The following is a 20,459-nucleotide window of genomic DNA, read 5'->3' as shown; positions in this document are numbered from 1 at the left end:
CCGTGCATCGTGACCCGATCTCCGGCGTGTCGCGGCGAACTCCGTTGGCACTGTCCAGATTCAGAAGGCTTCCCATGACCTCGCTCCAGCGCCCCATGATGATCTCCAAGATCCATCGGGCCACCGTGACCCAGGCGGACCTGCACTACGTCGGCTCCGTCACCATCGACGTCGACCTCATGGAGGCGGCGGATCTGCTGCCCGGCCAGCAGGTCGACATCGTCGACGTCACCAACGGCGCGCGGCTCACCACCTACGCGATCCCCGGAGCGCGCGGCTCGGGCGTGCTGTGCATCAACGGGGCGGCCGCCCACCTGGTGCACGCCGGCGATCTGGTGATCATCATCGGCTACGGCATGCTCGCCGACGCCGAGGCGCGGACCTTCGAACCGCACGTGGTCTTCGTCGACGGCGACAACCGCATCGTCGAGCTCTCCGACGAGCCGGGCCTGGTGCCCGACGACGCCGCGGGCCTCGAACCCTCCGGGCTCCCCGTCCACGAGTTCCACTCGCAGGGCTGGGACGCCTACCCGACCTCTTGACACTGGCAATGGAGTCGATCCCGACACGCCGGTGAGGATGGACGATGCGCGGATCGGGGGCGGCGCCGCGTCGCGAGATCCGTTGCTGGTGTCAGAGGCGAGGGGCGGGGCCGAGGTCCCGCATCCGCACCGCTAACCTGGCCTGATGACCGCCTTCGTGCGCAGCCTCGCCGCGCCTCAGCCCGGCTGGACCATCGAGACCGACGTCATCGTCGTGGGCTCCGGGATCGCCGGCCTCACCACCGCGCTGGACCTCCGGGAGCGGGTCGACCGCGTGCTCGTGGTGACCAAGGGCGTGCTCTCATCGGGGAGCACGGTGTGGGCCCAGGGCGGCATCGCGGCGGCGCTCGACCCCGAGGACACCCCCGAGGAGCACCTCGAGGACACCCTCGTCGCGGGCGTCGGGCTGTGCTCCGAGGAGGCCGTCCGCGTCCTGGTGACCGAGGGCCCCCACAGCGTCCGCAAGCTGCTGCGCCGCGGCGCGCAGTTCGATACCGGGCCCGACGGCGACCTCACGCTCACCCGCGAGGGCGGCCACCACCGCGACCGCATCGTGCACGCGGGAGGCGACGCGACGGGTGCCGAGGTCTCGCGCGCGCTGGTCGAGCAGCTCGAGGCGGTGCGCAACGACCCGGGCATCGAGGTGATCGAGCACGCCATGGTGGTCGACCTCCTCACGGCCGCGCCCGACGCGGACGGTCGCCCCGGTCCCGTGTGCGGCGCGACCATCCACATCATCGGCGAGGGCCAGCGCGACGGCGTGGGCGCGGCGCTCGCGAAGGCCGTCTTCATCGCGACGGGCGGCATCGGCCAGGTGTTCCGCTCGTCGACCAACCCCGCCTCGTCCACGGGCGACGGCCTCGCGGTGGGCCTGCGCGCGGGCGCCGCGGTGGCGGACGTCGAGTACGTGCAGTTCCACCCGACCGTGCTGTGGCAGGGAGCGAATGCGCGCGGCCAGCTGCCGCTCATCTCGGAGGCCGTCCGCGGCGAGGGCGCGTACCTCCTCAACGGCGCGGGCGAGCGCTTCATGGTCGGCACCCACCCCATGGCCGAGCTCGCGCCCCGCGACGTGGTGAGCCGCACCATCGTCGAGGAGATGCGCGATGAGGACGCCGACTCCGTCTTCCTCGACTGCCGCCACCTCGACCGGTCCTTCCTCGAGCAGCGGTTCCCGTCGATCTGGGCCTCGCTCAAGGACCACGGCCTCAACATGGCGCAAGACCTCATCCCGGTCGCGCCGGCGCAGCACTTCCACTCCGGCGGGATCCTCACCGACCTGCACGGGCGCTCGACACAGAAGGGCCTCTACGCGATCGGCGAGGCGGCCTGCACGGGCGTGCACGGCGCCAACCGCCTCGCCTCGAACTCCCTGCTCGAGGGGCTGGTGTTCGCGCGCCGCGCCGCGCGGGACGCCGCCGCCGCGGTCGCGGAGGGGCTGGTGAGCCAGCTCGATCCGGTCGAGCGGGCGGGCGAGTCGGCCCTGGTCCCGGCGACGATGCGCGCCCGGGTGCAGGGCATCGCCCACGAGGGTGCGGGCCCGGTCCGCGACGGCGACGGGCTCGACGACGCGGTGGCGAGGCTCGACCGCATCCGCGCGCGCTTCCACACCGACCCGGTCGCGCGTGTGGCGCCGCAGACGGCGGAGTGGGAGACCACGAACATCGTCGCCGCCGCCTCGGTGCTGTGCCAGGCCGCGCTGCTGCGCGAGGAGTCGCGCGGCGGGCACCAGCGCGCGGACTTCCCCGACACCGATCCCGCGTGGGCCGTGAGGCTCGCGGCGCGGCTGTCGCCCGACGGCGACCTCGAGTTCATGAAGGCGCCGCTCGAGCTGGGGGAGTAGGGCCGCGCGTCGCGCGGGCCAACCCTGCTCCGACCCCACGCGCCGCCCCCACTGGCAGACCCCACAGGCCGCCCCCCACAGGCCGACCCCGCGGGAATGGGGCGTTCACGGTCGCTTCGGACGCGCGGATGCCTCGCATGGGGCAACGGCGGTCGCTCGCGACGCGTGGCCGCGACGCGCGACGCTCAGCGCCCCATGGGGCTCATGGTGAGACGGAGAGCGACCGTGGTGGCCCCATTCCGCAGGCGGGCCACCACGGCCGAGCGACCGCTACGCGTTCGCGGGCTGGAACGCGCCGGTCGCGAGCTCGAGGCCTGGGACCGCCTCGACCAGCGTGAACATGCCGCCGTCGAGCGTCGCTGAGTCGAAGCCGTGCTGCGCGAGCACGCGGTGCGCGTAGTACGAGCGCACGCCCGACGCGCACAGGACGCGCACCGGCCGGTCGCCGGCCAGCTGACGCACGCCGTCGAGATGCTCCCGGAGGTGGGTGTGCGGGAGGTTGACCGCCTCGGGCAGGTGGCCCATCGCGTACTCGCGCTCGGAGCGCACGTCGAGGATCAGCGCCTCGGCACGGACCTGCTCGAGGTCCTGGAAGCGCCACACCCGGGTGGTGCCGTCGAGGACGTTCTGCGCGAGGAAGCCCAGCATGTTGACCGGGTCCTTGGCCGAGCCGAACGGCGGCGCGTACGCGAGCTCGAGCTCCGCGATGTCGGCGGCGGAGAAGCCCGCGCGCAGCGCCGTCGCGAGCACGTCGATGCGCTTGTCCGCGCCGTCGGGGCCCACCGCCTGCGCGCCCAGCAGCCTGCCGTCGAGCGAGAAGACCCCCATGAGGTGCAGGATCTGCGAGCCGGGGAAGTAGCCCGCGTGATTGCCCGGGTGGGTGTGGACCACGACGTGGTCGATGCCGGCGGCGTCGAGCATCCGCGGCGAGGCGCCCGTGGTGGCGGCGGTAAGACCGAACGCGCGAACAATGGCCGTGCCGAGCACCGGCTGAGCCGCGTCGGAGCGTCCCATGATGGAGTCCGCGGCGCGGCGGCCCTGGCGGTTCGCGGGGCCGGCGAGCGGCACAGGGCCCACCTGGCCGGTGACGCCGTGGCGCACGGCGGTCGCGTCGCCCGCGGCCCAGATGTGAGGATCGGAGGTGCGCTGGAGCTCGTCGACCACGATCGCGCCGCGGTCCGTCACCTCGAGGCCCGCCTCCGCGGCCAGCGCGGAGCTGGGCGTGACGCCCACCGACACCACGACGATGTCGGCGGGCACCTCGGTGCCGTCGCCGAGCGCGACGGTGACCGCCGCATCGTCCCCGCCGGCGCGCACGCCGGTGGCCGCGACCCCGGTGCGCACGTCGACGCCGTGCGCGCGCAGCTCCTTCTCGACGAGCGCGCTCATCTCGGGAGCGAGCGGCGGGAGCACCTGCGGCGCGAGCTCGACCAGGGTGACCTCGAGACCGCGGTGGCGGAAGGCCTCGGCCGTCTCGAGCCCGATGAATCCCGCGCCCATGACGACCGCGCGCCTCGCGGAGGCGGCGCGCGCGGCCAGGGATCGCGCCTCGTCGACGGTGCGCAGGTGGGTGACCTGGGGCAGGTCCATGCCGGGGATCGGGGGGAGGATCGCGTCCGCGCCGGGCGAGAGCACCAGGGCGTCGTATGCGAAGGTCTCGGTGCCGCCCGGCGTCGCGACCAGCACGGTCTGCGCGGAGCGGTCGATGCCGATGACCTCGTGCTCGATGCGGACGTCGAGGTCGAGCTCGGCGCGCAGCGACTCGGGGGAGTGGAGCAGCAGGTACGAGTCCTGCTCGATCTCGCCTCCCACGTGGTAGGGCAACCCGCAGTTCGCGAAGGAGACGTAGCGGCCCTTCTCGAACACGATGATCTCGGCCTGCTCGTCGAGGCGGCGCGCCCGCGCGGCGGCGCTCATGCCGCCCGCGACTCCGCCGATCACCAGGATGCGCATGAGTGGTCCTTCCGTCGAGGGTTCGTGGACCAGGCTAACAGATACCCCTGGGGGTATATTCCGACCTAGGTCCCGGTGCTCCCGACCAGGGACGATGCGCGGCGTCAGGCCAGCGACATGAACATCTTCTGCAGGCGCTCGCGCGCCTCCGTGGTGTCCTCGTCGGTCCGGATGCACTGCTCGAGGCCGGTCGCGATCATGGTGAAGCCCGCGCGGTCGATCGCCTTCGACACGGCGGCGAGCTGCGTCACCACATCGGCGCACTCGCGCCCGTCCTCGATCATCTTGAGGACGCCGGCGAGCTGGCCGTGCGCGCGGCGCAGGCGCTTGACCACGGGGTCCATGTCCTCGGGGCTCAGGTGGATCTCGGCCATGGCAGTCCTCCCATGTGGTGCGTGACGGCGAGGTCCCAGCATACCCCGAGGGGGTATATGCACCAGGAGGGTGACCGCCGCGGGTGGGGCCACAATGGGGCCATGACTCGCATGCCGCACCCCGAGGAGCTCGCGGTCGCCGCCGCGACCGTGGCCCCGCTCGACGCCGACGCGCTCGCGCGCATCGTCCGCACGTCGCTCGACGAGGACCTGGGCGGCGATCCGGGGCGCGACGTCACCACGCAGGCGACCATCCCCTCCGACGTGCGCGTCGCGGGCGTGGTCGCCGCACGCGAGGCGTGCGTGCTGGCGGGCGTCGACGCGATCGAGGAGACGATGCGCCAGGTCGCCACGCGTCACGACCTCGAGGTGCCGAGCGTGGTCCGGGAGGCCGCCGACGGGGACAGGCTCGCGCCCGGTGCGGTGATCGCGCGTCTCGAAGGTCCGGGCCACGTGGTGCTGATCGCCGAGCGCACGCTGCTCAACCTCATGTCGCGGGCGTCGGGCGTCGCGACCCATACGCGGCGGTGGGCCGATGCGCTCGCGGGCACCGGCGCGCACGTGCTCGACACCCGGAAGACCACCCCCGGGCTGCGCGAGATCGAGAAGTACGCGGTGCGCGTGGGAGGCGGCGTCAACAAGCGCATGGGGCTGTTCGACTGCGCGATGGTGAAGGACAACCACATCGTGGCGGCCGGGTCGGTCGCGGCGGCGATCGCGCGCATCGGCGACGCCTACCCCGACGTGCCGGTGCAGGTCGAGGTCGAGGATGCCGCGCAGGCGGTGGAGGCGATCGCGGCGGGCGCGCGGTTCCTCATGCTCGACAACATGGACCCGGCGACGATGCGCGCGCTGGTGTCGCAGGTGCGCGCGGGTGAGGCGGCGACCGGGAAGGTGTGGCTCGAGGCGACGGGCGGGCTGACGCTCGCGACCGTGCGCGACGTGGCGGAGACGGGGGTCGACTTCATGTCGGTGGGGGCGCTCACGCACTCGAGCCCGATCGTGGACCTGGGCCTGGATCTCGCCTGAGGCGTGCGCCCCTGCGGCGCAGGGCGAACCCCTTCCCGTCGAGATTGCTTGCCATGACAATCCTCAGGTTTGCCATGGCAAGCAATGTCGACGGGATGCATGACGTCCTGCGCTGTGCCCGGACGGCATGCCTGCGCGGAGCGCCGCGGTAGCAGGCGCCACGTAGAATTGCCCGCGTGACCGAACAGACCGCGCCCGCCCCCGAGACCATCGACGACGTCCCCGAGCAGATGCGCGTGCGTCGCGAGAAGCGCGACCGACTGATCGCCGAGGGCGGCGAGGCGTACCCGGTCACCGTGCCCCGCACGCACGAGATCGCTGAGGTAAAGGCGCAGTACGCCGGCCTCGAGGACGGCGAGGAGACCCAGGACGTCGTCGGCGTCGCGGGCCGCGTGGTCTTCATCCGCAACACCGGCAAGCTGTGCTTCGCGTCCATCCAGGACGGCGAGGGCGAGCGCCTGCAGATCATGCTGAGCCTCGCGGAGGTGGGCGAGGAGTCGCTGGCCGCCTTCAAGAGCACCGTCGACCTGGGCGACCACCTCTTCGCCCGCGGGCGCGCGATCAAGTCCCGCCGCGGCGAGGTGTCGGTGTTCGCCTCCGAGTGGGCGATCGCCGCGAAGTCGCTGCGCCCGCTGCCCACGCTGCACAAGGACCTCGCCGAGGACACCCGCGTGCGCCAGCGCTACGTCGACCTCATCGCCCGCCCCGTGGCGCGCGACACCGTCCGCAACCGCGCCAAGCTCAACCGCAGCCTTCGCGAGAGCCTGCACTCGCGCGGCTACATCGAGGTCGAGACCCCGATGCTGCAGACGCAGCCCGGCGGCGCGGCGGCGCGCCCGTTCGTCACGCACATGAACGCGTACGACATCGACCTCTACATGCGCATCGCGCCCGAGCTCTTCCTCAAGCGCGCGGCCGTCGGCGGCATCGAGAAGGTCTTCGAGATCAACCGCAACTTCCGCAACGAGGGCGCCGACAGCTCGCACAGCCCCGAGTTCTCGATGCTCGAGGCGTACGAGGCCTACGGCAGCTACGACACCATGGCCGAGCTCACCCAGAGCCTGGTCCAGGGCGCCGCCGACGACATCTTCGGGACGCAGGTGGTGACCCTCGCCGACGGCTCGGAGTACGACCTCTCCGGCGAGTGGCGCACCATCTCCATGTACGACTCGCTCTCGGAGGCGCTCGGCGAGGAGATCACCCCCGCCACCTCGGTCGCTCAGCTCGAGGCGCTGTGCGACCGCTTCGAGGTCTCCGTCGACCCCAAGCGCGTCAACCACGGCAAGCTGGTCGAGGAGCTGTGGGAGCACCACCTGGGCGACACGCTCCACCAGCCGACCTTCGTCCGTGACTTCCCGGTCGAGACCAGCCCGCTCACGCGAGACCACCGCACCAAGGACGGCGTGGTCGAGAAGTGGGACCTCTACGTCCGCGGCTTCGAGCTCGCGACCGCGTACTCCGAGCTGGTCGACCCCGTCATCCAGCGCGAGCGCTTCGAGCAGCAGGCCCGCATGGCGGCCCAGGGCGACGACGAGGCGATGCGCCTCGACGAGGACTTCCTCACCGCGATGGAGTACGCGATGCCCCCGAGCGGCGGCATGGGCATGGGCATCGACCGCCTGCTCATGGCGCTCACGGGCCTCGGCATCCGCGAGACCATCCTGTTCCCGCTGGTCAAGCCGACGGAGGACTGACATGCCGGTGTGGCAGCAGGTCCTCGTGGGCATCATCCCGTCCATCGGCGTCGGCGCGATCTTCTGGTACGTCATGCGCGGCGTGATCCGCGCCGACCGCAACGAGCGCGCCGCCCTCGCCGAAGCCGACGCTGCGGCCGATGCGGCGGCGGCCTCACCGTCGGACGATGCGGCGGCGGGGACGGGTCGGGCGCCCCAGGCCTCGGCCGGGTCCTGACCGCGCCGCGCCCTCAGCGCGCGGCGTGTCGGGGGGCCTGATCCTCGGCCATGAACGCGAGCACGCCCGCGCCCGCGACGCACGCGAGGGCGAGCAGGCCGAGCGCGGTCGCGACCCCGGCGAGCGGAGGCAGCATCGCAAGGATGACGGCGACGGCGGCGATCAGCCCCAGTGCGCGTGAGCTGCGCTGCTCCGTCCTCATGCCGGCTCCCGTTCGCAGGTTCTCTCCTATGGTGTGAGAACGCACGCTACCCGCGCGAGCGTGCCAGGGCAATGGCCGCCGCGAACCCGCTGGTGCGGCGCGGGTCCGGCGTGTCGTGGGGCTTTTCGCGAGGCGATTATCGGCGCCGCCCGGGGCGGTCGGCCGATTTTCCTCGACTTTCCGAGGAATGCGTTTTCCATAAACGGTGTGAATCGAATTGACGCGCATGCGTCCACAATGCGAATATCGGGGCACCTGCTGAGGAAGGAAGCTGCCGTGGCGCAGAAGGTTCAGGTTGTGCTGGTCGACGACATCGACGGCTCCGCGGCGTCGGAGACGGTCTCGTTCAGCCTCGACGGCGCCTCGTACGAGGTCGACCTCAACGAGGCGAACGCCCAGAAGCTCCGCGACGCGCTCGCGCCGTGGGTCGCCGCAGGTCGCCGCACCGTCTCGCGCAAGCCTGCGGGCCGCGCCCGCCGTACGGGCACCGGTCCCTCGGCCGCCGCGATCCGTGCGTGGGCGAAGGACAACGACGTCGAGGTGCCCGAGCGTGGCCGCATCCCCGCGAAGGTGCGCGAGGCGTACGACGCCGCACAGTGACGCTCCTGTGGGGCACCTATCCGGCCGCGGGTCTCGGCACCCCGGCCGGAGCGGGTGAGGGCATCTGGCGCTCGGCCACCCCTGACTCGGTCGCGTCCGAGCAGGTCCTCGAGCTTCCCGCGCCCTCGTTCCTGGTCGCGCACCCGCGCGAGCCGCTCGTGTACGTCGCGTGCGAGCTGCCCGCGAGCGAGCTGGCTGTGCTCGACGTCTCGCGCCCGGCCGCGCCGCGCATCGTGCATCGCGTCGCCACCGGCGGCGCCGACGCGTGCCACCTGCTGCTCGCGCCCGACGCGCGCACGCTGTACGTGAGCCACTACTCGAGCGGCGACCTCGCGGTCCTGACGCTGGGCGAGGACGGGCTCCCGACCGACGATGCGCCGGCGCAGCTGCTCGGGCACGCCGGAACGGGCCCGAACACCGCCCGTCAGGAGGGCCCGCACGCGCACTCGGCACTGATCGCGCCCGGGGGGCGCCACGTGCTGGTCGCGGACCTCGGCACCGACGAGCTGCGCCGCTACCGCATCGTCGAGGGCGGCCTGCTCGAGCCCGACGGCATCGCGGCGACCCTGCCTCCCGGCGCGGGGCCGCGGCACGTGGCGACGCGCGGACACCTTCTCTACGTCACGTGCGAGCTCGATCACCAGCTGCGGACGCTGCGGTGGGACGACGCATCGTCCACCGCGGACATCATCGCCGAGCGGCCCTCGACCCTGGTCGCGCCGCGCAGCGCGGAGCTGCAGGACGCGCATGTCGCGATCGTGCGTGGGCACACGGGCGATGTGCTGCTCGTGTCGGTTCGCGGCGCGGACGTCATCTCGATCTTCGACGTCGCGCCGGAGGGCGAGCTCGCCTATCGGGGCGCGTTCGACGCAGGCCGGTGGCCCCGCTACTTCGCGGCGCTCGGCGATCGGCTCGTGGTGGGGGAGGAGCGCGGTCACGCCGTGCGCTCGTACGCGCTGGCCGACGTGGTGACGATGCCGCCCGAGCTGGGCATCGGCGAGGTGGTGGAGCTGCCGCACGCCGTGGGCGAGGTCACCAGCCCGGCCTGCGTGATCGAGGTCTGACCCGCGCTGCCCGGCCCGCCCGGACACTGCCCGGCCCGCCCGGACACTGCCCGGCCCGCCCGGACACTTCGAACGGAGTTGGTCCCGGTTCCCCGGCGTGTCGCGCCCAGATCGGGCGACACGCCGCATCGTCCCGGCGAGATCCGTTGCCAGTGTCCAGGGGGAGGGGCGGCGGGACCTTGGGCCAGCGCGGTCGCGCCCGGCCCTACTAGGCTGACCGCATGACCTACACACTGATCCTGCTCCGCCACGGCGAGAGCGAGTGGAACGAGAAGAACCTGTTCACGGGCTGGGTCGACGTCCCGCTCAACGACAAGGGCTGGGGCGAGGCCAAGCGCGGCGGCGAGCTCCTCAAGGAGGAGGGCATCCTCCCCGACGTGGTGCACACCTCGCTGCTGCGTCGCGCGATCATGACCGCGAACCTCGCACTCGACGCCGCGGACCGCCACTGGATCCCGGTGAAGCGGAATTGGCGCCTCAACGAGCGCCACTACGGCGACCTCCAGGGCAAGAACAAGGCCGAGACCCTCGAGCAGTTCGGCGAGGAGAAGTTCATGATCTGGCGCCGCTCCTACGACGTGCCGCCGCCGGAGATCTCCGCCGACAACACGTACACGCAGGAGGGCGACCCGCGCTACGCGGGCGAGCCGACCCCCAAGACGGAGTGCCTCAAGGACGTCCTTGAGCGCGCGCTGCCCTACTGGGAGTCTGAGGTGGTCCCGGACCTCAAGGCCGGCAAGACCGTCATGGTCGCGGCGCACGGCAACTCGCTGCGTGCGATCGTCAAGCACCTCGACGACATCGCGGACGACGAGATCGTGGGCGTCAACATCCCCACGGGCATCCCGCTGGTCTACCACCTCGACGAGGAGACCCTGAAGCCCACCAACCCGCGCGGCACCTACCTGGACGCGGAGGCCGCAGCGGCCGCCATCCAGGCCGTCGCGAACCAGGGCAAGAAGTAGCAGCGCGACCCGCGCGATCCGGAGGGCCCCCGACCGTCAGGTCGGGGGCCCTCGTGCTCTCGCCAGCACCCGTCATACCCGCTAATCTCCGCATATGGAGCGTGCTGAGGGGCCGCGATGGAGCAAGCGTGCCGCTGCAGTCCTGCGATCGCGGAGGACCGGCGGCGCGCTCCTGCTCGCCCTCGCGGCGGTGTGCGCGTTCTTCGCATACGGGTTCGCCGACTTCGACGCTCACCTCGGGGCGGGCGCGCACACCGCGACGGCGTGGGTGCGGGAGGTCCACGTCGGCGAGGACCACGTCGAGGTCGAGCTCGCCTACCTCACGTGCGAGGGGCGCACCATTGTGACGACGACGACGGACGTGGCTGGCGAGCCCGAGGTCGGCTCGTCGCTGGACATCCGCTACTCGCTCGACGACCCGGAGTACTACGTGCGCGACGTCGCGCTCGGATCGAACGTGCTGAGCACGGTCGGCTTCGCCGCCTTCGGGGCGCTGTTCACGGTGCTGGGGGTCCTCACCTGGCGGCGGCGGACGCCGCTGTGGTCGCCGCCCGGCGAGTCCCCGCTGGTCGGGTGACCCGCGCATCGTCCCAGGAACGACGGAGGCCCCGACCATGCGGTCGGGGCCTCCGTGCCGTCCGGCGCGCGCTTCCCGCGCGCACCGCGCGTCAGATCTTGGCGCTCGAGTCGGAGACGTCGCCCGTGACCAGGTAGACGATGCGACGGGACACACCCACGGCGTGGTCGCCGAAGCGCTCGTAGTAGCGGGCGAGCAGCGCGAGGTCGAGGGTCTCCTGGGGCGAGCCCTGGTACTCCCCGTCCACGATGGCCTTGTAGGCGCGCGAGTGGAGGGCGTCGAGGTTGTCGTCGTCCGACACGATCGCCGCGGCGACGTTGAGGTCGCGCGTCTCCAGCAGGCGGACCGTCTCGGACGCGGCCTCCTTGGACGCGGCGGCCATGCCCTCGATGATCTCGCGGTGCGAGTCGGGGATCGCCGATCCGGGGTAGGCGCGGCGCGCGGCCTCCGCGATGTGCTGCGCGAGATCGCCCATGCGCTCGAGCGACGCGGAGATCCGCAGCGACGAGATGATGGTGCGGAGGTCGAGCCCCACCGGCTGCTGCTGCGCGATGAGCAGGACGCAGCGCTCGTCGACCAGCTGCTCGAGCTCGTCGAGCTTCGCGTCCTTGGCGATCACGCTCTGGGCGAGCTCGACGTCGGACTTGAGGATGGCGTCGGACGCGTCCGTGATCGCGGTCTCGACGTGACGCGCCATCGCGATCAGGTCGTCCGCGAGCTCCGACATCTCGGCATTGAACAGGGTGCGCATGGCTCTCCTTCTGGCTGTGCAGTCCCAGTCTGGCATCACTGCCAGGGGCCTTGGTCAATCCGCCCGGGGACCTCGGTGAACAATCGGTGCCTCGCGTGAACATTGGGTGAACGTCCGGGGGCGTGGTTACTGTGTCGCCATGAGCCCGGAGGTGTGGATCGCCGCGATCGTCGGCGCCGCCATCGGCGCCCTCGTCGTGTGGCTGGTGCTGCTCGTGCGCGAGCGCAACGCGACCATCGCGTCGACCCTCGTCCCGCATCGGACCAGGCAGCTCATGAGCGCGCTGCAGTCCGGCACCGTGGTCGTCCGTCGCGACAGGCGGAGCGCCTACAGCAACAGCGCGGCGGCTGCGCTCGGCGTCGCGCGCCCCGACGGCGCGCTCAACACCGACCTCGCGGACCTGGCGGAGGAGGCGTGGCGGCGCGACATGGCGCTCGAGGACGAGATCGCGGTGCACCGCGGCGTCCTCACCACCCCGCGCTTCGTCCACGTGCGCGTGACTCCGCTCGACGACGAGCTGTGCCTCGCGGTGGTCAACGACAACACCGAGTCGCGCGCCGCCGAGCAGTCGCGGCGCGAGTTCGCGGTCAACGTCTCGCACGAGCTCAAGACGCCCGTGGGCGCGCTGAGCCTGCTCGCGGAGACCATCGAGGACGGGGCCGACGACCCGGAGCTGGTGCGCCGGTTCTCGAAGAAGATGCGCAAGGAGTCGCGCCGGCTCACCAAGCTCATCCAGGAGATCATCGAGATCTCGCGGCTCCAGGGCGGCGGCTCCGTGCTCGAGCACGAGGAGCTCCACCTCGAGGGCGTGGTGCACGAGGCCATCGAGGGCTCGCGGCTGGGCGCCGAGACCAAGGCGATGCGCCTGGTCACCGATGTGCGGGAGCGGCCCATCGTCATGGGCGATCGCGACCTGCTCGTCATGGCGCTGCGCAACCTCATCGACAACGCGATCGCCTACTCGGACGAGGGCACCGAGGTGGTGGTCTCCATGACCGCGCGCGACGGCGTCGCCTCGGTCGCGGTGATCGACAAGGGCATCGGCGTCGACCCCAAGGACCAGGAGCGCATCTTCGAGCGCTTCTACCGCGCCGACCCGGCGCGCTCGCGCGAGACGGGCGGCACCGGGCTGGGCCTCAGCATCGTCAAGCACATCGCGCTTCAGCACTCCGGATCGGTGGCACTGTGGTCCGAGCCGGGCGTGGGCTCCACCTTCACCTTCAAGCTCGCCGTACACCGGGAGGGAACATGACCGAGGCACGGATCCTCGTCGTCGAGGACGAGGAGTCGTACCGCGACTCGCTGCAGGTGCTGCTCGAGCGCGAGGGCTTCTCCGTCGCGCTCGCGGCCACCGGGACCGCAGGCCTGGAGGCGTTCGTGCGCGACGGCGCGGACCTCATCCTGCTCGACCTCATGCTGCCCGGCATGTCCGGGCCCGAGGTGTTCAAGGCCGTGCGCGAGCGCTCGGACGTGCCGGTCGTCATGGTGACGGCCAAGGACGATCAGGTGGACAAGATCATCGGCCTCGAGCTCGGCGCGGACGACTACGTCACCAAGCCGTACTCCGGCCGCGAGCTCGTCGCGCGCATGCGGGCAGTGCTGCGCCGTTACGCGAGCGGCGCTCGCGACATCGCCGACGAGCCCGAGCGGCTCACCGTCGGCGGCATCACGCTCGATCCCGAGCGCCTCCAGCTCACGCGCGACGGGCAGACCCAGTCGCTGCCCCCCAAGGAGTTCGCGCTCCTGCACCTGCTCGCGCAGAACGCGGGCCGCGTGCTGCCGCGCCAGGTCATCATCGACCGCGTGTGGGGCTCGGACTACTTCGGCGACACCAAGACGCTCGACGTCCACATCAAGCGCATCCGCAGCCGCGTCGAGGCGGACCCGGCCGAGCCGACGCTCATCCAGACCGTCCGCGGGGTGGGCTACAGCTTCGAGGGGTGACCCCGGGGGGCGGCGCCCGGCGCCATCGTGCCCGGCGCCAACGCGCCCGGGCGGCGCGAAACCGGACGATGCGGACGCGGGCGCGCCCATCATCGTCACGTTTCGATCACGGCGCCGGGCAGTTCATCGGATGTTCACCCTGAGTTCAGAAAGCGCCCCGTGGCCCGTTACCTGGCGTCCCTAACGTGAGGGTCATCCGGCAATGAGCCGGGATCACAAGAAGACGTGAGGAAATCGAACGTGAAGCTTGCCATTCGTACCGGCGCGGTGTTCACCGCTGCCGCGCTGTCGCTCTCGCTCGCCGCCTGCTCGGCCTCCAACGAGGAGCCGCCGGCCGGCTCGAGCACCGGCTCGGAGTCCGCCACGGAGACCACCGAGGCCATGGCCGAGCTGTCCGGCAACCTCCAGGGTGCCGGTGCCTCGTCGCAGGAGTCCGCGATGGACGCGTGGCGCGCCGGCTTCCAGTCCGCGAACGCCGACGTGACCGTGGGCTACGACCCGGTCGGCTCGGGCGGCGGCATCGAGCAGTTCCTCGCCGGCGCCGTGCCGTTCGCCGGCTCCGACGGCCTGCTCGACGAGTCCGAGTACGCCACCGCGGTCGAGCGCTGCGACGGCGAGGGTGGCGCCTACCACCTGCCGATGTACATCTCGCCCGTCGCGGTCATCTTCAACCTCGACGGCGTGACGTCGCTCAACCTCGACGCCGAGACCATCGCGAACATCTTCGACGGCAAGATCACCACGTGGGACGACGAGGCCATCGCGTCGCAGAACGAGGGCGTCGAGCTCCCGTCGTCGAACATCACCGTGGTCTACCGCTCCGACTCCTCGGGCACGTCGGACAACTTCACCGACTACCTCGAGCAGGCGTCGGGTGGCGCGTGGCCGTACGAGGCGACCAAGGAGTTCTCGACCGCCGCGAGCCAGTCGGTCGGCGCCGACGGCACCTCGGCCGTGGTCGACACCGTGACCTCCACGGCCGGCGCGATCGGCTACGCCGACGCGTCGCGTGCGGGCTCGCTCGGCACCGTCGCCCTCAAGGTCGGCGAGGAGTACGTCCCCTACTCGGCCGAGGCCGCCGCGAACATCATCGCTGCGTCGCCGCTGTCCGACACCGCCAACGGTGACAACGACCTCGCGTACGCGATCGACCGCACCACCACGGACTCCTCGGCCTACCCGCTGACCCTGGTGAGCTACCACATCGTCTGCTCGCAGTACGACGACGAGACCGAGCGTGCGCTCGTCACCGCGTTCGAGAAGTACGTCGCCTCGGAGGAGGGCCAGGCGGCCGCCTCGGAGGCCGCCGGCTCGGCCCCGCTTCCCGCGGACCTCTCGGCGCACGTGACCGCGATCCTCGACGAGATCGCGGCGGCCTGACGGCCTCGTAGGACCTGACAGGTGGTGGGCTCACCCTCGACGGGTGAGCCCACCACCTTGCCCATTACGATGGGGCCGCAACCAAGGGAGACCCGAGCGTGACGACCACAGATCAGTCGCCGGAGACAGCGCCGCCGAGCGATTACGGCACCCATCCCGGCGCAGCCGCGAACCATGCGTTCAAGTGGGTCTCCACCGGCGCCGGGTCCCTCATCCTCATCACGCTCGCGGCGGTCGCGACGTTCCTCCTCATGGAGGCGTGGCCCGCGGTCTCGATGCCCGCGGCGGAGCTCGGCGAGTCCGTCTCCTTCATCAAGCCGGAGGACGGCCAGAGCCTCCTCGAGATCGTCGGCTACCTCGTCTACGGCACGATCCTCATCTCGGTGATCGCGCTGCTGCTCGGGACGCCCGTCGCGATCGGCATCGCGCTGTTCATCTCGCACTTCGCCCCGCGCAAGCTCGCGCAGGGCCTCGGCTACCTCATCGACCTGCTCGCCGCGGTGCCGTCGGTGGTCTACGGACTCTGGGGCGTCGCGGTGCTCGTGCCGTTCCTCCAGCCCTTCTACCAGTTCCTCGCGGACTACCTGGGCTGGATCCCGATCTTCGCGCCGCCGGAGTCCGGCGAGGTGTTCACCGGCCGGGTGGCCCTTTCCGCCGGCATCGTCCTCGCCATCATGATCATCCCGATCATCTCCGCCGTGTCGCGCGAGGTGTTCCTCCAGACCCCGAAGCTGCACGAGGAGGCCGCCCTCGCGATGGGCGCCACCCGGTGGGAGATGATCCGCATGGCGGTGTTCCCGTTCGGTCGCTCCGGCATGATCGGCGCGACGATGCTGGGGCTGGGTCGCGCGCTCGGCGAGACCATGGCGGTGCTGATGATCATCAGCCCCGGGCTCACGTTCTCCGCGAACATCCTGCAGCCCAACCAGCACAACACCATCGCCGCGTACATCGCGCTGCAGTTCCCCGAGGCCAACGCGCTCGGCGTGAACTCGCTCATCGCGATGGGCCTCGCGCTGTTCGTGATCACCCTGCTCGTCAACATGCTCGCCCGCTGGGTCGTCAGCCGTCGTAGCGAATTCTCGGGAGCCAACTGATGGCGACATCGACCATGCCCCTGGGCGCCCTGTCGCGCTCGCGTCGGCTCAAGAACGCCGGCATGACCGTGGTGATCTACGGCGCCTTCGCCGTCGCGGTGATCCCGCTCGTGTGGCTCGCCGTCACCGTGGTGGTCAACGGCATCGACCGCTTCTTCATCTCTGATGCGGAGGGGCTCGACGCGGGCTTCAACCTCGAGTTCCTCCAGCAGAGCATGCGCGGCGTCTTCGGCTCCGAGCCGGCGTTCGGCGGCATCCTGCACGCCATCTGGGGCACCGTGATGATGACCCTCGCGGCGACGGTGATCTCCGTGCCGGTGGGCCTCCTCACCGCGATCTACCTGGTCGAGTACGGCAGCGGCTGGCTCAAGAAGGCCATCACCTTCTTCGTCGACGTCATGACGGGCATCCCGTCCATCGTCGCCGGCCTGTTCGCCTACTCGCTCTTCGCGGTGGTCGCCGGCCCGGGCACCAAGCTCGGCATCGTCGGCGCGATCGCGCTGTCGGTGCTCATGATCCCCGTGGTGGTGCGCTCGTCCGAGGAGATGCTGCGCCTCGTGCCCAACGAGCTGCGCGAGGCCTCCTACGCGCTCGGCGTGCCCAAGTGGCTGACGGTCCTCAAGGTGGTGGTGCGCACAGCCATCGCGGGCATCACCACGGGCGTCACGCTCGCGATCGCGCGCGTCATCGGCGAGACCGCGCCGCTGCTCGTCGCCGTCGGCGTGACCGACTCGATGAACTTCAACCTCTTCGACGGCCGCATGATGTCGCTGCCGGTGTACATCATCTCGGAGTACGAGAAGGGCGTGCTGCCCTGCAACACCGCGACCTGCATCGGCGAGATCACGCAGTACCGCGCATGGGGCGCGGCCCTGGTGCTCATCCTCATCGTGATGGCCCTCAACCTCATCGCCCGCCTCATCGCCCGCTTCTTCTCCCCCAAGACCGGCCGCTGAGCCAGAACCCGGAGACACCGTGTCCAAGCGCATCGACGTCAACAACCTGAACGTCTACTACTCGAGCTTCCTGGCGGTCGAGGACGTGTCCCTCGCCATCGAGCCCAAGTCGGTGACGGCGTTCATCGGCCCCTCGGGCTGCGGCAAGTCGACGTTCCTTCGCACCCTCAACCGCATGCACGAGGTCATCCCCGGCGCGCGCGTCGAGGGCGAGGTCCTGGTGGACGGCGTCAACCTCTACGGGGACAACGTCGACCCGGTGACGGTCCGCCGCCACGTCGGCATGGTCTTCCAGCGCCCCAACCCGTTCCCGACGATGTCGATCGCGGAGAACGTGCTCGCGGGCGTCAAGCTCAACAACAAGCGCATCTCGCGGTCGGACGCCGACGACCTGGTGGAGTCGTCGCTGCGCGGCGCGAACCTCTGGGAGGAGGTCAAGGACCGCCTCGACAAGCCCGGCTCGTCCCTGTCCGGCGGCCAGCAGCAGCGACTGTGCATCGCGCGCGCGATCGCCATCCAGCCCGACGTGCTCCTCATGGACGAGCCGTGCTCCGCGCTCGACCCGATCTCGACTCTCGCGATCGAGGACCTCATGCAGGAGCTCAAGGACGAGTACACGATCGTCATCGTCACGCACAACATGCAGCAGGCCGCGCGCGTGTCGGACCGGACCGCGTTCTTCAACATCGCGGGCACGGGCAAGCCCGGCAAGCTCATCGAGATGAACGACACCCCGGTGATGTTCTCGTCGCCGTCGGAGAAGGCCACCGAGGACTACATCTCGGGCCGCTTCGGCTGAGCCGCGCGGCGTCACCACGCACGAAGGGCCGATGCGCAGCGCATCGGCCCTTCGTGCATCCATCTCCCTGGTGAGGGACGATGCGGTGGTTCAGCGGTGCGGCAGCACCACCGGTCAGAGGCTGTCGAGCTCCGGCGCGTACTCCGGCAGCGTGCCGTCGAGCACGGGCACCTGCTCGGTGACCTGGCCGGCGGTCTCGGTCTGGAAGGATACGTCCTGGAGCAGGCCCGGCGCGGCGGTCGAGGTGCCGGTGACGGCGGCCTCGCCCTCGTCGCCGCCGAGGCGGACCGTCGCGCCCGCGGGCACGTCGATCGAGGCGATCTCGGCGCCGTCGATGCTCGCGGAGACGGTGACGTCCTCGTCGCCCGCGTTGCGCAGCGATCCCGTCAGCACGGCGGCGGAGCCCTCGGCCTCGGTGATCACCAGCAGGTTCAGCCCCGTGACCTCGCCGATCTCGACGCTCACGCCGTCCGAGGCGTCGTACGCCATCTGGGTGGTGATCGGGTTGATCGTGCTGCAGCCGGCGACGGTGAGCGCGAGCGCGGCGGCGAGGGGGAGGAGGCGTGCGGGGTGCTTCACGGCGGGACCTTTCCGGGGTGACGTCACTGGAAGGATAGTGGCTCCGCGTGACAGCGGGCCACCGCGCGCACGAGGGCGGGGATCCTAGCGGTCCGGGAATTTGCCCCGATAGGGACCAACGGCCCATCACCAGGCATGATGCGCCTGTTATTGGGGTTTTGCGAACTGGTAGAATGGAGTTCCGTCGAGAAGGGGATTACTCCACCATGAACTTCGTCGTTGGCGAGACCGTCGTCTACCCCCACCACGGGGCGGCCCAGATCCAGGACATCAAGAAGCGCATCATCCGCGGCGAGGAGAAGACCTACCTCAAGCTCAAGGTGGCGCAGGGTGACCTGACCATCGAGGTGCCGGCGGAGAACGTCGACCTGGTGGGAGTCCGCGACGTCGTCGACCAGGCGGGACTGGAGAAGGTGTTCGGCGTCCTGCGCGAGCCCTACATCGAGGAGCCGACCAACTGGTCGCGCCGCTACAAGGCCAACGTCGAGAAGCTCGCCTCGGGCGACGTCATCCGCGTGGCCGAGGTGGTCCGCGACCTCTCGCGTCGCGACACCGACAAGGGCCTGTCCGCCGGCGAGAAGCGCATGCTCCACAAGGCGCGCCAGATCCTGGTGAGCGAGCTCGCTCTCGCCGAGAAGTGCGACGAGGCCGCCGCGGAGACCCGTCTCGACGAGGTCCTCGCCTCGTGACCGTCGCGGCCGTCGTCACGGCCGCCGGCTACGGGACCCGGCTGGGGTCCGACCTTCCCAAGGCGCTCGTCGTCGTCGCGGGCGCGCCTCTCGTGGTGCACGCGGTGCGGCGCATCGCCCGGGTCGCCGCGCGCGTCGTCGTGACGGCGCCGCCCACCCATCTGCCGGACTTCGAGCGCGCGCTCGCGGGCCTCGACGTGACCGTGGTGCCCGGCGCCGCGACGCGGCAGGAGTCCGTCAACGCGGGCCTGGCGGCGCTGCGGCTCGCGTCCCACGACATCGTCCTGGTGCACGATGCGGCGCGCGCCTTCCAGCCCGTGGCGGCCATGCGCGCCGTCGTCGCCGCGATCGAGGACGGCGCGGACGGCGCCGTGCCCGTGGTGCCGGTGGTCGATACCCTGGTGACCGCGCCCGCGCCGGACGGCTCGCTGGGCGAGCCCGTCGACCGGGCCGGCTTCCGCATCGTCCAGACCCCCCAGGCGTTCCGCGCCGCCGTGCTGCTCGACGCGCATGCGCGCGGCGGTGACGCGGCGACCGACGACGCGTCGCTCGCACGCGCCCTCGGGTACCGGGTGGTGGCGACTGCGGGCCACGAGTGGGGCGTCAAGGTGACGCATGCGGGCGACCTCGCGCTCGCCGAGCACATCGCGGCGCTGTCCGCGGAAGAGGAGACGGTGTGAACGCGCTGCCGCGGACCGGCATCGGCGTGGACGTCCACGCGTTCGGCGGCGACCGGCCGCTCATGGTCGCCGGGCTCGAGTGGCCCGGCGAGCCCGGGCTCGAGGGGCACTCCGACGCCGACGTCGCCGCTCATGCAGCGTGCGACGCGCTGCTGTCTGCCGCCGGGCTCGGCGACCTCGGATCGAACTTCGGCACCGCGCGTCCCGAGTGGGCGGGCGCGGCCGGGGTGGCGCTGCTCGCGGAGTCCGCGCGCCTGGTGCGTGAGGCGGGCTTCACGATCGGCAACGTCGCGGTGCAGGTCATCGGCAACCGTCCCAAGCTCGCGCCGCGGCGCGCCGAGGCGGAGGCTGCGCTGACGGCCGCATGCGGCGCGCCCGTGACCGTGGCCGGCACCACCACCGACGGACTGGGGCTCACGGGGCGCGGCGAGGGCGTCGCGGCCATCGCGACCGCGCTCATCGTCGAGGCCTGACCGCCGCGCGACGGCGAGACCGTCGCATCGTTCCCGGCAGCACGCGACCGGTAG

Annotated in this window: 23 protein-coding genes; 18 read left to right on the top strand and 5 right to left on the bottom strand. The window is 71.3% G+C overall.

Going from position 1 to position 20,459, the window contains the following annotated elements; translation table 11 throughout:
* Nucleotides 1-74 precede the first annotated feature (74 nt).
* Both panD and AOM09_RS10235 read left to right on the top strand, forming a co-directional pair.
* On the top strand, nt 75-542 hold the full coding sequence (gene panD / locus AOM09_RS10240) for an aspartate 1-decarboxylase (RefSeq protein WP_062387778.1): 468 nt from the start codon (nt 75-77) through the stop codon (nt 540-542).
* Nucleotides 543-687: 145 nt separating this feature from the next.
* On the top strand, nt 688-2,382 hold the full coding sequence (locus AOM09_RS10235) for an L-aspartate oxidase (protein ID WP_062387775.1): 1,695 nt from the start codon (nt 688-690) through the stop codon (nt 2,380-2,382).
* Between the two features lie 270 nt (nt 2,383-2,652).
* Here the strand turns inward: AOM09_RS10235 and AOM09_RS10230 are convergent, their stop codons facing one another.
* Both AOM09_RS10230 and AOM09_RS10225 read right to left on the bottom strand, forming a co-directional pair.
* A complete protein-coding gene (locus tag AOM09_RS10230; RefSeq protein WP_062387771.1) occupies nt 2,653-4,335 on the bottom strand; it encodes an FAD-dependent oxidoreductase in 1,683 nt (560 codons plus the stop codon).
* Between the two features lie 104 nt (nt 4,336-4,439).
* A complete protein-coding gene (locus AOM09_RS10225) occupies nt 4,440-4,700 on the bottom strand; it encodes a metal-sensitive transcriptional regulator (protein ID WP_062388123.1) in 261 nt (86 codons plus the stop codon).
* Nucleotides 4,701-4,811: 111 nt separating this feature from the next.
* Here AOM09_RS10225 and nadC point away from each other — a divergent pair, with 111 nt between their 5' ends.
* The 3 genes from nadC to AOM09_RS10210 all read left to right on the top strand — a co-directional run bounded on the left by nadC (nt 4,812) and on the right by AOM09_RS10210 (nt 7,649).
* A complete protein-coding gene (gene nadC, locus AOM09_RS10220; protein WP_082099024.1) occupies nt 4,812-5,738 on the top strand; it encodes a carboxylating nicotinate-nucleotide diphosphorylase in 927 nt (308 codons plus the stop codon).
* A 230-nt stretch (nt 5,739-5,968) separates the two neighbouring features.
* Nucleotides 5,969-7,432, top strand: coding sequence for a lysine--tRNA ligase (lysS, locus tag AOM09_RS10215; protein WP_082099047.1), 1,464 nt, complete (start codon nt 5,969-5,971; stop codon nt 7,430-7,432).
* A gap of 1 nt (nt 7,433) precedes the next feature.
* On the top strand, nt 7,434-7,649 hold the full coding sequence (locus tag AOM09_RS10210; protein ID WP_062387765.1) for a hypothetical protein: 216 nt from the start codon (nt 7,434-7,436) through the stop codon (nt 7,647-7,649).
* A 13-nt stretch (nt 7,650-7,662) separates the two neighbouring features.
* Here AOM09_RS10210 and AOM09_RS10205 read toward each other — a convergent pair whose 3' ends face one another.
* Complete coding sequence (locus tag AOM09_RS10205; protein WP_062387761.1) at nt 7,663-7,851, bottom strand: hypothetical protein; 189 nt, start codon at nt 7,849-7,851, stop codon at nt 7,663-7,665.
* Between the two features lie 276 nt (nt 7,852-8,127).
* On the opposite strand from AOM09_RS10205, the gene AOM09_RS10200 reads away from it, so the two are divergent.
* From AOM09_RS10200 to AOM09_RS10185, 4 genes are all read left to right on the top strand, one after another.
* The gene (locus tag AOM09_RS10200) at nt 8,128-8,451 is read left to right on the top strand and encodes a histone-like nucleoid-structuring protein Lsr2 (RefSeq protein ID WP_062387758.1); all 324 of its coding nucleotides are present in this window, start codon (nt 8,128-8,130) and stop codon (nt 8,449-8,451) included.
* Nucleotides 8,448-9,515: a lactonase family protein gene (locus AOM09_RS10195; RefSeq protein WP_062387755.1), complete on the top strand. Its 1,068-nt coding sequence runs from the start codon at nt 8,448-8,450 to the stop codon at nt 9,513-9,515. Before AOM09_RS10200 ends, AOM09_RS10195 begins: the two co-directional genes overlap by 4 nt.
* Nucleotides 9,516-9,736: 221 nt before the next feature.
* Nucleotides 9,737-10,480: a phosphoglyceromutase gene (locus AOM09_RS10190; RefSeq protein WP_062387753.1), complete on the top strand. Its 744-nt coding sequence runs from the start codon at nt 9,737-9,739 to the stop codon at nt 10,478-10,480.
* Between the two features lie 94 nt (nt 10,481-10,574).
* Complete coding sequence (locus AOM09_RS10185) at nt 10,575-11,057, top strand: hypothetical protein (RefSeq protein WP_156162327.1); 483 nt, start codon at nt 10,575-10,577, stop codon at nt 11,055-11,057.
* A 91-nt stretch (nt 11,058-11,148) separates the two neighbouring features.
* Here the strand turns inward: AOM09_RS10185 and phoU are convergent, their stop codons facing one another.
* Entirely contained in the window at nt 11,149-11,808 is a 660-nt protein-coding gene (phoU, locus tag AOM09_RS10180) for a phosphate signaling complex protein PhoU (protein ID WP_062387747.1), read from the bottom strand.
* 139 nt (nt 11,809-11,947) lie between these two features.
* Between phoU and AOM09_RS10175 the strand changes: the two genes are divergently transcribed.
* The 6 genes from AOM09_RS10175 to pstB all read left to right on the top strand — a co-directional run bounded on the left by AOM09_RS10175 (nt 11,948) and on the right by pstB (nt 17,984).
* A complete protein-coding gene (locus AOM09_RS10175) occupies nt 11,948-13,060 on the top strand; it encodes a sensor histidine kinase (RefSeq protein WP_062387744.1) in 1,113 nt (370 codons plus the stop codon).
* Entirely contained in the window at nt 13,057-13,752 is a 696-nt protein-coding gene (locus tag AOM09_RS10170) for a response regulator transcription factor (RefSeq protein WP_062387740.1), read from the top strand. Before AOM09_RS10175 ends, AOM09_RS10170 begins: the two co-directional genes overlap by 4 nt.
* A 240-nt stretch (nt 13,753-13,992) precedes the next feature.
* Entirely contained in the window at nt 13,993-15,132 is a 1,140-nt protein-coding gene (gene pstS / locus AOM09_RS10165) for a phosphate ABC transporter substrate-binding protein PstS (RefSeq protein WP_062387736.1), read from the top strand.
* 98 nt (nt 15,133-15,230) lie between these two features.
* Entirely contained in the window at nt 15,231-16,229 is a 999-nt protein-coding gene (gene pstC, locus AOM09_RS10160) for a phosphate ABC transporter permease subunit PstC (RefSeq protein ID WP_062387732.1), read from the top strand.
* Nucleotides 16,229-17,185: a phosphate ABC transporter permease PstA gene (gene pstA, locus AOM09_RS10155; RefSeq protein ID WP_062387729.1), complete on the top strand. Its 957-nt coding sequence runs from the start codon at nt 16,229-16,231 to the stop codon at nt 17,183-17,185. The genes pstC and pstA overlap by 1 nt, the downstream gene beginning before the upstream one ends.
* A 19-nt stretch (nt 17,186-17,204) precedes the next feature.
* Complete coding sequence (gene pstB, locus AOM09_RS10150; RefSeq protein WP_062387726.1) at nt 17,205-17,984, top strand: phosphate ABC transporter ATP-binding protein PstB; 780 nt, start codon at nt 17,205-17,207, stop codon at nt 17,982-17,984.
* 114 nt (nt 17,985-18,098) lie between these two features.
* Here the strand turns inward: pstB and AOM09_RS10145 are convergent, their stop codons facing one another.
* Nucleotides 18,099-18,563 (bottom strand): hypothetical protein, encoded by a 465-nt coding sequence (locus tag AOM09_RS10145; protein WP_062387723.1) that lies wholly within the window; start codon nt 18,561-18,563, stop codon nt 18,099-18,101.
* A gap of 206 nt (nt 18,564-18,769) precedes the next feature.
* Between AOM09_RS10145 and AOM09_RS10140 the strand changes: the two genes are divergently transcribed.
* The 3 genes from AOM09_RS10140 to ispF are packed head-to-tail and all read left to right on the top strand — an operon-like array spanning nt 18,770 to nt 20,405.
* Nucleotides 18,770-19,252, top strand: a complete 483-nt coding sequence (locus AOM09_RS10140) for a CarD family transcriptional regulator (protein ID WP_062387720.1) — start codon at nt 18,770-18,772, stop codon at nt 19,250-19,252.
* Nucleotides 19,249-19,932 carry an IspD/TarI family cytidylyltransferase gene (locus tag AOM09_RS10135; protein ID WP_156162326.1) on the top strand — a complete coding sequence of 228 codons (684 nt, stop codon included), beginning with the start codon at nt 19,249-19,251 and terminating at the stop codon, nt 19,930-19,932. The genes AOM09_RS10140 and AOM09_RS10135 overlap by 4 nt, the downstream gene beginning before the upstream one ends.
* Nucleotides 19,929-20,405 carry a 2-C-methyl-D-erythritol 2,4-cyclodiphosphate synthase gene (ispF, locus tag AOM09_RS10130; RefSeq protein WP_062387714.1) on the top strand — a complete coding sequence of 159 codons (477 nt, stop codon included), beginning with the start codon at nt 19,929-19,931 and terminating at the stop codon, nt 20,403-20,405. Before AOM09_RS10135 ends, ispF begins: the two co-directional genes overlap by 4 nt.
* Nucleotides 20,406-20,459: the final 54 nt, after the last annotated feature.

The organism is Demequina iriomotensis, assembly GCF_000971395.1.
GTDB lineage: Bacteria > Actinomycetota > Actinomycetes > Actinomycetales > Demequinaceae > Demequina > Demequina iriomotensis.
The sequence above is the reverse complement of the archived record's forward strand: the minus strand, read 5'-3'. Positions and strand labels throughout refer to the sequence as shown.

Excerpts from the sequence above, each read along its gene's own strand:
- AOM09_RS10230 (WP_062387771.1), bottom strand. The coding sequence starts at position 4,335 with ATGCGCATCCTGGTGATCGGCGGAGTCGCGGGCGGCATGAGCGCCGCC.
- nadC (WP_082099024.1), top strand. The coding sequence starts at position 4,812 with ATGACTCGCATGCCGCACCCCGAGGAGCTCGCGGTCGCCGCCGCGACC.
- AOM09_RS10170 (WP_062387740.1), top strand. The coding sequence starts at position 13,057 with ATGACCGAGGCACGGATCCTCGTCGTCGAGGACGAGGAGTCGTACCGC.
- AOM09_RS10175 (WP_062387744.1), top strand. The coding sequence starts at position 11,948 with ATGAGCCCGGAGGTGTGGATCGCCGCGATCGTCGGCGCCGCCATCGGC.
- AOM09_RS10140 (WP_062387720.1), top strand. The coding sequence starts at position 18,770 with ATGAACTTCGTCGTTGGCGAGACCGTCGTCTACCCCCACCACGGGGCG.
- AOM09_RS10190 (WP_062387753.1), top strand. The coding sequence starts at position 9,737 with ATGACCTACACACTGATCCTGCTCCGCCACGGCGAGAGCGAGTGGAAC.
- AOM09_RS10185 (WP_156162327.1), top strand. The coding sequence starts at position 10,575 with ATGGAGCGTGCTGAGGGGCCGCGATGGAGCAAGCGTGCCGCTGCAGTC.
- panD (WP_062387778.1), top strand. The coding sequence starts at position 75 with ATGACCTCGCTCCAGCGCCCCATGATGATCTCCAAGATCCATCGGGCC.
- phoU (WP_062387747.1), bottom strand. The coding sequence starts at position 11,808 with ATGCGCACCCTGTTCAATGCCGAGATGTCGGAGCTCGCGGACGACCTG.
- AOM09_RS10205 (WP_062387761.1), bottom strand. The coding sequence starts at position 7,851 with ATGAGGACGGAGCAGCGCAGCTCACGCGCACTGGGGCTGATCGCCGCC.
- lysS (WP_082099047.1), top strand. The coding sequence starts at position 5,969 with ATGCGCGTGCGTCGCGAGAAGCGCGACCGACTGATCGCCGAGGGCGGC.
- AOM09_RS10210 (WP_062387765.1), top strand. The coding sequence starts at position 7,434 with ATGCCGGTGTGGCAGCAGGTCCTCGTGGGCATCATCCCGTCCATCGGC.
- AOM09_RS10235 (WP_062387775.1), top strand. The coding sequence starts at position 688 with ATGACCGCCTTCGTGCGCAGCCTCGCCGCGCCTCAGCCCGGCTGGACC.
- pstA (WP_062387729.1), top strand. The coding sequence starts at position 16,229 with ATGGCGACATCGACCATGCCCCTGGGCGCCCTGTCGCGCTCGCGTCGG.